Origin of the sequence: Methylotuvimicrobium sp. (assembly GCF_050611805.1) — a bacterium.
Classification (GTDB): Bacteria; Pseudomonadota; Gammaproteobacteria; order Methylococcales; family Methylomonadaceae; genus Methylotuvimicrobium.
The window spans coordinates 23,031-33,821 of record NZ_JBNGHF010000047.1 but is presented as its reverse complement, the minus strand read 5'-3'; the positions used below and the strand labels follow the sequence as shown (position 1 = coordinate 33,821).

General features: G+C 54.1%; 6 protein-coding genes. All 6 read right to left on the bottom strand.

What is annotated here, in order from left to right; genetic code table 11:
• Positions 1–35: 35 nt before the first annotated feature.
• Genes ACRJJO_RS17790 through ACRJJO_RS17765 form a run of 6 tightly spaced genes read right to left on the bottom strand, consistent with a single transcriptional unit; the run spans position 36 to position 10,783 of the window.
• A complete protein-coding gene (locus tag ACRJJO_RS17790) occupies positions 36–929 on the bottom strand; it encodes a DUF6734 family protein (RefSeq protein WP_431066974.1) in 894 nt (297 codons plus the stop codon).
• Positions 926–2,338: a DUF6519 domain-containing protein gene (locus ACRJJO_RS17785; RefSeq protein WP_431066973.1), complete on the bottom strand. Its 1,413-nt coding sequence runs from the start codon at positions 2,336–2,338 to the stop codon at positions 926–928. The genes ACRJJO_RS17790 and ACRJJO_RS17785 overlap by 4 nt, the downstream gene beginning before the upstream one ends.
• A gap of 9 nt (positions 2,339–2,347) precedes the next feature.
• Entirely contained in the window at positions 2,348–4,696 is a 2,349-nt protein-coding gene (locus ACRJJO_RS17780) for a hypothetical protein (protein WP_431066972.1), read from the bottom strand.
• Positions 4,693–7,854, bottom strand: coding sequence for a putative baseplate assembly protein (locus ACRJJO_RS17775; protein ID WP_431066971.1), 3,162 nt, complete (start codon positions 7,852–7,854; stop codon positions 4,693–4,695). The genes ACRJJO_RS17780 and ACRJJO_RS17775 overlap by 4 nt, the downstream gene beginning before the upstream one ends.
• Positions 7,851–10,421 carry a putative baseplate assembly protein gene (locus ACRJJO_RS17770; protein WP_431066970.1) on the bottom strand — a complete coding sequence of 857 codons (2,571 nt, stop codon included), beginning with the start codon at positions 10,419–10,421 and terminating at the stop codon, positions 7,851–7,853. The genes ACRJJO_RS17775 and ACRJJO_RS17770 overlap by 4 nt, the downstream gene beginning before the upstream one ends.
• Complete coding sequence (locus ACRJJO_RS17765; protein ID WP_431066969.1) at positions 10,418–10,783, bottom strand: GPW/gp25 family protein; 366 nt, start codon at positions 10,781–10,783, stop codon at positions 10,418–10,420. Before ACRJJO_RS17765 ends, ACRJJO_RS17770 begins: the two co-directional genes overlap by 4 nt.
• Between the last annotated feature and the right edge of the window lie 8 nt (positions 10,784–10,791).

Here is a 10,791-nt window from a genome sequence, read left to right as displayed (position 1 = left end):
TGGAAGATACTAAATACGCTTCGAATGTAGCTTAATTAATCACGGGCTCTATATCTCAAACAGTTTTCATAAGCTTCGGGATAATCCGTCCGGACTCTCTGCTCGATATCCTCGGCGAGGGATTTATTTTTCTTGGCATCTGCGACCAAATGCGTGTAGCCGGCCTCCTCGGCTTTCAGGGGGTCGAACGCATCGTCCAACGAATCAAAGAGATAGCTGACTTCGATTGGCCGATTCCATCCGTCTGAATGATTTTTATGATATTCGATGCAGGCGGACAGCAAGTATTGCTCAACCAGAATGTTTCTTTCGACCCGATCGTTCAAAATAGCCCATAAATTTGCATTGGCTTTGTGCTCAACCGTCTCGAACGCTTGTTTCGCATAGTGATTGATAAATTCGGTATTGCTTCCGCCAAAAATACCGCAACTCTCCGCTCTCTGCGGCAGCCCGCTCGTTCGGTACCATGCCCACTCTTTCGGCAACCAGCCATTGAACTTTTGCATTAACGATTCGACTTGCTCCGGCATGTAATACGACGCTCCGACCGTGAAATAATCGGGGTTTTGCGCGAATAACGGCGTGTCCGAGTCGATCGGCAAGGGTTTCCACAAGAAGGCATCATTATCGATGTGAATGAAAGGTTCCTTTTGCGAAGCATAGGTATGAATCTTTCCCAATGCCCACCATTTTTGATCATAGTGATCGAGACCGTTCAAAGCGGTGCTCACGCAATCGAACTGCAAGCGGAGACCGTCGACGAGCATTCGCGCACCGTGGTCGTCGGTGAACAAAACGGTTTTTTCAAAAAATTTTCCGGCCTGCTCCAATGACAAAATCCATGAGAGCAAATGTTGTTTCTCGCTGCACCAAATGGTCTTCCGTGAGGCCAAATAAGGCCTGCTCCAAAACGACCAGACGGCATTCATCGATCGTCTCGCGCTCGTGGACGAATCAAATCGGTGCCGATACCGATACGGCCGAAATAATTGTAATTGCATGCACCTGACAACGGTTCGAAGCTGCAGCGGCAATCGCTCGTTATCGTCACCGTTCCGTCGGTCGCGGCGATGATCGCCAACGGAGCATAGTGGTGCTCGATGCCTTGCGGCTGCAGTATTTGAGGTATTCGAGTGTTTTTATCGTGACCGGTCGACGGCCACTCGATATCGCCGGTTGCGACACGGGCCGGTATCAGCCAATAATCGCCCGGACGAATCGCTCCGGCGTCCTCCAAGGCAAACTTCACCTCGATGCCGTCTTCCAACGGAATCCACCCGTTTCCGTGAATCTCAATGACGCCCTCGGCATTGATCTCATTTTTTTTCGCTCGTTGATCCCAACGGCGAAGCAATGGATGCCGGCATTGATGAATCGCCATTCCTTCTCCGCCGGACAAGATGATTTTTCTATCGATGACGTCGATATCCAGAACCTGAAGCAACGGATTGATTTCGTTTTTTAGACTGATCCTGTCATCGATCAATTCCACCCAGTCATGAACCTTTAAACCCAATTTTTCGTCTCTGCCCAAATGCTCCAGAGTGACGGTCGATGTAATTGAACCGGCATCGTAAACGAATTGACTGACGGGAAATATCGCCGACCCGTTTTCACGTGAGAATTTGAAAGTGGGCGTTTTGGCATTACCGGCTTCATCGACCGTATTTCCGTCGTGAATTTCAACCCGGTATAGTTGATTTTCCAGTCCGCGGTATTGCGCATCCGGCTCCGTCAAACAAGGCTGCTTGTCTTTTCGAACTTGCTTGGCCCTGGCGCTCATACCGATCCGACTCAGCGTTGATACTTCTTCGCCCAATAACGATGTCCCTTGCTGACAATAGGCATAGTTATAGGTAATCGGTTTGACTTTCACTTGCCAGACGACTTTCGAACGTGTCGCCGTATCGACGCCGTTGAGTGCTTTTTCCCGAATCGAGTCGTCTTCGACATAACTGACATGGCGCTCCCAAACATCGAGATAGACGACATAGTTACCTACACCCAGCGCGTCATCTTCTTTCGAAAGAGGATAATCGGTCTGGTTCAGATAGCCGGTCTCCTGCCCGTTCTCGCACAATAGACCGTTCACGTAGTAGCGGCCTTCGCCAATCTTGAAGTCTCCTTGCGCATCGCCGGGCTTGATCTCAAAACCCAACTCCGACGCCGGCCCCGCATACGGACCGATGATATCCGCGGCCAGCGTTTGCAGATAATGCAGCAGGATAGCGGTTTGTTCATTCCAATCCGCATCGAGCTGAACTCTGCCTTGCTGCATCAGGACGCGTAAAAAATGTTTATTAGGGTCAAAAGTATTGCGTGTGAAATCGCCTTTCATGGTGTTCTCCTAGCTCGATAAAATTATCCCGACATCCATACGCGCCACGGTGTATTCATTCAACCGAACCCGTAAATTGGCCATGCGCTGCGGCTGATATAAGTGATGAAACACACCGATTTCGGATCGATCGTCCGCGCCTTGCTTGATTTCTTCGGCGCATGCTCCGGCCAATTGACAGTAAATCGGAGTACCGTAACGCATGCTATTGAAGAGCGGGCGAACCCGCACGGCTTCTCGGTATTGCGCCGCTTCGATTTCGGTCATGACGGGTTCGACGTCATTTTTTTGAGCCTCCAGAATCATGTCTTCCGTAATCTTGCCGATGACCAAATCGGGTTGGCATTGATAACGGCGCGGCGTGCGGGAATCGGGCGGCACATAGCAAAAACGCATGCATCCCGATTGCCTCCTTGCCACGGTCATCCGGCCGATGAAAATGGTATTTTCGGCCAGTTCGACGGCATGAACCTGAACCTGCCCGAATACGGTGCTGCGCAGAATATTCAGGACCGCAAGCCCCACCGTGCAATCCGGCGTGCCTATCGCCTCGAGTTCCGGGCCGGTCGCATCGAGTATGCTGTCGCTGATGCAGATTCGAATCGGGTCCAGGCGAACCGCTTGCTGAAGGCGTTGACAACGAGTTTCGATCACGTCTTCAGGCGCCTCTCGATCGTTTCCGATCTCGATGTCGGGAAGCGTGGCGACGGACGGATCCACTTCAATCGAGCCGATGATGCTGCGATCGATTTTGACGCATAGATGAGCCGTCCATAATCTCAAACTGGGCATCGTCGATTCCAACGGCCGGCAATCGGCATTGATCTCCCATCCGGGCACCAACGTAGAGTGTCGAATCATGATTTCGGCCAATTTAGGAACCGCCGCTGAATCCGATGGCTGATCGGCATCCTCTTCATAATCGGCAATCTCGACCGGCCTTCCGACGATCAGCAAGCCGTCGAGCGTCAAACAACTGCCGCGCGCGAGTTGTACGGAAAACGATTCGGCCCGGCCTCTGTGTTTGTCCGACAAGGCGATGACGGGACGTTTACCGTTGGCGGCTCGAATCTGCAGACTTTCGCCGGTCTTCAAGGCGATCTCGAAGTCTTCCTCATACAAGCCGCTGTCGGTGATTTCTATGACGGCTCGATCGAATCGCGGTCGTTTTTCCTGTTCCTGCGGACGATTGAGTTGATCATTCCGCCACAGCGAGATGGCTTCATTGATCGTTCGGATGCTTTCATCGTTTCCGACGCGATAAATTCTAAAATCCGCCGGCTGCCGCAACTGCCGCCGGTATTCGCCGCCTCCCAATTCGGAACTGAAGCCGTAATGATATTTCACCAATACATCGCTTTTGCCTGGCGGTTTTCTGGACGGGAATGCGATGCGTCCAAGCTCGGGATCGACGGCGACATAGCCTGACGGGGGCGTATAGCGCCAGGCGCTCAAATCGGCCGCGATGATACGCTCCGGCGGTATCGGGACGTCTTCCCGCACATCGTTTTCTTGACTGGTTCTCAGCCAAATTTGCAGACTCTTATCCACGCCGTAGAGCCGGTTTTTATGATCTTTAAGCAACCGCCTTCCCATGGGCACCGGCAGATTGAACCGATCGGCGATATGGGTCGGATCGGTTTCCGGCTCCGGTTTCAAATAAAGCGGACTGTCGTTGCCGAGCACGCTGAAAGTAAAGCAATGATTGCCCGTGGACTGCTGGCAATAGGCCGGCGTTTTCGTGACCGAGTAGGACTTCAACCGCCAAACGAAAACTCCGATGCTGGGAATGTTATACAAGCCTTGGCTTGTTCCGGAGTTGATGCGGCGAACATCGACCGAATGCGCAAAAGCATCGAAAGGCCCGCCGATAGCATCGAGCGCCGAAGAATTTCCGATATCGACGGTCTTTGCGCGATCCAAATGCTGGTAATTCAAGGCTTGAGTCCAAGCCAACAGTCGATAGAACTCGACAGCCCTGGCCGGCCAACCTGCGACATCGTTGCTCAACAGCTCCAGCAATGCCAACGTTCCCTTCCGGCGCCGATAACGAATCGTATTCGCGACCTCGCGTCTCGGAATCAGTATTTTATCGCGGACAGGGTCTGGGGATTCTAATTCTCGGGTTTCTTGCGAGGGCTGATAGCCGATCAAATCGCCCAGATAAGGAACCACCCAGTCGTCGCAGGTTTCGATAAACCAATTTTCGTACAATTGCCTTATATCGTCCTCGACCAGATTGACCTGTTCGGCGACGATCTGCAGCAATGCCTTGAGGGGATAACCCTCTTCAGAATCCCGCATCCGGTAGATGAACGGCAGCAAGTCGTAGAGACGGTCTATTCTCGGATCTTTCATGGCAACCTCTCGATTTGATTTAAGATCAATGTCGCCGGAACATCGGGAGTCAAAAAGGCAATCTGCGCGGGACGAATGACTCCATTTTCAAAATCCGCCAGATTGACCGACAGGCGCTGCCTGACGCCAAGCGTTTGTCCGAAACTTCCGTACTTTTGGCAATTTTGATACTTATCGCATTCCGAATGCGCGGTGAGTTCGGCACATTTTGCGTCCATATCCACCGCGCTCCAGCGCGTTACCAGACAAGCAACGGCCTCCGCTATCTCGTCGGGCGTCAGCAAACGCCTCTTGCCGTCTACTTCCGCTACTTTCTCCGGAATGCCGCCGAAGGCGTCGACATCGACATAGGCAACGCCCCGAACCGATTGCATGACGCCGAGGATTTCGCTCAACGAGACATCCTGCCCCAGCTCGCGCCGCTCGAAACCGAAAGCCTCCAGCATTTTTTTCCGAACTTCCGTTGCGACCGTCTCCCAAAGATAACCGGGCAAAATCGCGATACCGGCCTCGATCACGATCATCAGCAATTCTCGCACGGCCAAGCTGATTGCCTGCAGCGGGTCGCCAAACCTGTGCAGCGCCCAACGCAAATTTCTGAATAAATCGGAATTTTCGTCGATCGGAATATCGCCGGCTCCCGCGATCGTAACATGCACGAGCGGTTGACGGCCGTCGCTCAATTCGACCGCGCGGGCCTTGCCGACTCCGGCGAAGACGCGCGCAAAATCCTCGTAATCCTGAACCGACACCAACCTATCCAAAGCCCTGACGCCCAGCGGCACATTCTTTCGGGCCTGATCGCGAGTCTCTTTATCGGCTCCGCCGGACGCGCGCAAAGGATTGATGACTTCCTTGACGCCCAACGGTTTGGTCATCAACAAGGATATCTGCTGCGCCCGGACGTTACCCGCACGGCCGATCCCGCTACGGTATCGCGCCCTCACGTTTTCGCTTCCGGACGGCAAACGCATCCCCTTTTCGCCATTGCCGAAAGTGACCGTGGTTTGATCACCGTCGTCGGTCGCACTGATGAACATTCGGTCGCCGGCTTCCAACTCGGCCAATGAATCGGCTTCCTCCCACTGCAGATCGTTGACGTATATTTTCAGAGTGCTTTCGGCGCCTTTGGCATTGGTTGCCGAAACATGCGTCAACGGCCACTGTTTGAGCGCGAACGATTGAAAAAGCATCGCGCCGTTTCCACTGCCCAAGACTTCGTGCCGGGTTTCGCCGTGAGTGGCTTTGACGACATTGCCGTGGATAGTGACGGTGCCGCGTTTGAAGCAGTAAGCCAGATTTTCGGCCAACGTGATGAAGGTATGAGGCGATTCGCCCGGAAGCTCCGTTTCTTCCGGCGACAGCGATATCCCATGTGTAACGGAAGACAACATCGCCGGTTCGCTGAATTTAACGCCGGCAAGATCGTCGCGTTCACCCGAGACAATTACCCAGCGTCCGGCCTTCAGGCCGTCGTAAAAACCGTCGAGTTCGATTCTGTCGTCCTTTCCGCCGCAGACAGAAACGCCGATGGGCTCGTCGGCCAGCTCGGGATGAGCGGTCTGAACGAAGACGGTCGTAGTTTTCAAAATTCGGTTATCGTTGGTATCGCGCCACGGATCCTCAAGAGTCAAAACAGTGACTTTTTGCTTGATCGGCTCCGAAACGCTTAATGTCGTTCGTCCCAAGCCTTCCGGTGTTGCAACTCCAATGGCGGTAATCGTCGGGCAGGTCGAAAAAAAACTCAAAGCGCCGGACTGAGCTCCCCCCAGTGTTCTAGTCTCGACCGTTTTGATTTTGGAAAAAACCGTTGCTTTTTCTTCGAAGGTAATCGCGACGCTGTCGCCGACCGTGATATTGGCATATTCGGCATCCAATGCGAGCGTATCCAGTCCTTCCGAATTTTCGGCGACAATAGTGATGATAGGCCCCTCATCCTCATCATCGTCGGGTAATTCCAGCCGGCAGTTTCCATTTTCATCGGGCAACGGCAAATTATGACCGAACAAATTTGCCTTGATTCCCAGCACAAAGACTTCGATCTTGTTTTCGCTGATTTTGTTATTCGCGTAAGCCGTAGCCAAATGGTCTTTAAATACCGGCGAGACCGCGCCTAAGATCGAAAATCCGGCTTGAGCGACAGGGGCAAATGATGGAAAGTTAGACGAATCCGACCGAATCCGGCTTAGGTCTCGAAAAACCGGCTGGGTACTTTTCTGTAGTGCGAATTGACCGAACAGGTTTTGATTCAAACGCAAGCGGTTCGACGGCTGTATCGAAGCCCGCTTCGACAAGTTTTCGACGATCGATTTCGGGGGTAATGGAACCGTCACCGGCTTTAAGCGTTCCGAAAATGTAATCAAGGTACGATTGCCGGCAGGATCCGGCAAGACTTCACGAATGAAGAACAATTCTCGTGTTTGATCGGCAAAGTCGATGCGGACTGCTTCGTTTTTCCTAAAGCTTAGCCCAATTCCCTGCAAATAGACGCGGGGTTCGGATTCATTGCTATTATCCGTAGGATTCAGAATCGATTGCTTGGTTTGCGTCCGGGTCATTCTCGGCTTGAGATTGTTCCATTGCGCCCGCGCCTGTAAGTCCTCGCCGGTTTCGAACGATTGCGGCAGCTCGTCAGGCCCTGGAATGCTCTGCACGCGACTGCCGGCAGGAATGATGACTTCCTCTTCGAAATTGTCATCGAGCGTGTAGGCGAGAAAAACGCCGGCCGCGACACCGGGGCGCGGTTTGTAACCGACCAGACGCGCCAATTCGAGAACCGATCGTCTTTCGGTCGCGGTGCGCAGATAGGCTTCGTTGGCTATCCTTTCCTGATAAAAGGTCAAAACATCGCCGACCACGGCCCAGGCGTCGAGAAAGGCGAGTGCGGGGTCGCCGGCATCGCGAGTGGTCAAGCCTTTCAACGGGTAAGCTCTCGAGACTTTTCCATCCTCTATTTGTTCTTCCCAATAAAAACCGGTCAACCGTGCCGTCATCGTCGCAAGAAAATCGCCATGCGTTCCTATGCGGTAGTCGATCTCAGGCAACCCCAGGCGGTTATAAATCGATAAAGGCGTCACGATTTCAACGCCTTCGCAGCATCCGCAGGCATCGGGATCGGCTAAGCCGGGATAGCAGCAATCGGGACAATGTGTTTTCATCGGCCACCTCTCAGTTCCAGCGTCAATTTTCCGTTTTCAGGAAAATTGGGGTCGTTGTCCATGCGGGCAATTTCAAGCAGCCCCAGCGGCAGCACCCCGTTTTCGATTTCGTCGTTCGCGGGCTGACCGAATCGCTGCAGCCTGGTGATCGTAACGCTTTCGACGCCGTGCACCGTTTGCGCCTCGGCCACGATCTTGCTCAGATAAACGTCCTCGCCGAAGGTCAGATTATCGGGATGAAAAAACCCCATGCCGCCGCCCGGCAAGGTTCTATTGCTGAAGGTCTTGAGCAGTTCGGCCTTGACTTGGGCTTTGACGAAACTCGGCAACACGCATACCAACATCGCAACATCCAACGGCACACGGTGCGCGGATTTCACGATCAGATCATGGCCCATGCGCCGGTATCGATGCAGACATGCGGTGATTTCCGCCAACAACGAAGGTTCCGCTTCCTCCCGCCCGAATGGATCGATCGCCAGCCAAACCTCGTGCCAGCTTCCGTTCCAACGCAAGGTCGCCACGGCATGTTGAACCTCGGTTTTGAACTCGCGCAAAACGATGGCCGCATAATCCTCGGCGATCACGGCCCGTTGCAGTTCGTTGCGAAAAGCGCCTGGAGCAAACAATTTGACTTCGGCAACCGGCTCGGCATCTGTTCCGCCAAGGGCCGGCAACGGATTGCGTATTTCACGAATGCCGTCCACACGGTTGTTTTTGAAGATGACATGCTTGATCGATTCGGCGCCGGCATTGCCCGCCGTACCGTTGCCGGTTCGGTAACGGGCAAAAAATTTCGTGCCGGCCTCGGGCGACTTGCCCATTTCACCGTCGCCGAAGCGCAACACGGCGCGTCCTCGCTCATCGATCTCCGCGACGAAATGCCGGTCGTCGGCATGACTCGACAATAAATCGGCGCAGGACCGCCATTGCCGATCTTCGTCACTCTCCTCCCCTTCTATCAATGAAATGACGGGAAGCGCTTTGCATGCATCTTGTTCGAGCCTGTTCACAGCCGGCTTGTCGAATGCCGGCGGTTCGCTGAAGGTGATCGGAGCCCATTGCAGGGCCGGATTAAAATGCCCCGCTTCAAGCGCTTGATCCGCCGGCATGCCTTCGGCCTTGCAGCATTCGCTCGAGCGGACGTCCGGCACCGGGTCCAATGCCTCGGTGACGGTCTTGCCATGATCGACCAGAACCACATTGCCGCACGCAATACTGATATTTTCGATCAGTGTGCAATCGGGCGGTTGCCCCAATGCGGAGAGACAGAGCGGAAACGGAAGCGCATCCTTTTCATTCCAGGCGATGTGGACGATCGCCTGACCGTTCAACGGATCGGTGTCGCCCGCAACCTCGACCAATCGCACCGCATGACGTTGCTTGGGATCGGCATCCTCGGCATGTCCAGTTTTCGGGCCCTTGATTTCCTCGAAGACCACGATGTCGCCCGGTTTCAGACGAAGTTTGGGGGCCGCGGAGTCTTCCGCAACGGCCGCGTTGACTGAAGGGTTCGGTTGTCGTTCAGGCCCGCAATGCGGATCTTCATCGCTGACCGGAGGAATCCATTGCCCCTTCAACGTTGCATGGGTGGCTCCCTTGGGAATGCAGCATTGCCTGTCGTTCCACGTATGGAATTCGATACGGTTATGGTCGGTGTACAGATCGATGACGCCTTCCGCTACCGGTTCATAAACCTCGTAGAGACTCGAGGGAAATTGCAAGAGATCATCATGGGATGCGGCGATCCCGATCGTCCGCAACGAATCGTCGAATCCCGTGATGAAATAGATATCTTTGGGATCGATGGCCGAAATATCCTGATCGACATACGCACAAATCCAGGACCTGGCGTTGCAGCCTTCATGCATCGCATAATCGACCAAACGGGCGTGCCGCCGGACCGAGATGCGTCGACGCGCGGTCTCCAGATAGGCTTCGGTCGCGACCGCGTCCTGATAGTAGCTCAAATGATCGCCGGCATAGGCCAATACTTCCACCAAAGCGACGCCGATGTCAGGGACGTGCCGTTCGCGCCAATCGGGCATCGTTATCGCCAACCGGTCCAGAATCAGCTTCCGAAAACTCGCATAATCCTTGGCCAGGTAATCGATATCCGGCGCGTCGCTGTTGTCGGGCGGACACAAAGCCTGCTGCCGGCAATCCGAATCGTTTGGACAATCGATCTTAAAGCTGAACTCGATGCGGTCGTAAAGCGGATCGAAATGCCGGTGCCTGCGCCATTGTCCTTGCTCGTCCCTTTCGACAACCCGTAGGGTATAGCTCGAAAAATCGCCCGCCTGATTGACCGTGATGTCCATCCTGTCGTCGAATTCCGGACGTTGATTGCGGATGACGTCGAACCTTTCGACCCGAATATCGCGAATCCGCTGTCCGCCCTCGATCACGATATTGCTTTTATCCAATTGAACCGGCGCCTTGCCCAGAAAAAAAACGGATAAACCGAGTTGATTCGGCGCGACTTCGAGATAATCCAAGCCGTTCAATTCCACATGCCGTCTTACGCCCTCGCGTCTGCGCACATCCTTGCAAATGACCGTTTTCATGACACGGTACTCCGGGTAAACGTGGCGGCAGTCAGCTCCTGGGTGCGCCTGACCTTATACTTGAGATCGACGCGCAAACGGGCGTCGTCGCTGGTGACTTCGAGTTCCTGCACTTCGATCACATCGGCCAGCCATTGCTGCAATCCGGCCTGCACGGTAAATTGCAGCGCCGCGGCCAACTCCGGACTGTTCGGCGCGAAAACCAACTGCAGCAAACCGCTGCCGAAATCGGGCCGGTTGACCCGTTCGCCGGGATTGGTAAACAGGAACTGCTCGATCAAGTCGCGAATATGCTCGTCATCATCGGCGACCGCCGTCTTGCCGCGATGATCGAAACGGAACGGAAAGTCGATATTAAACATCACGCCTC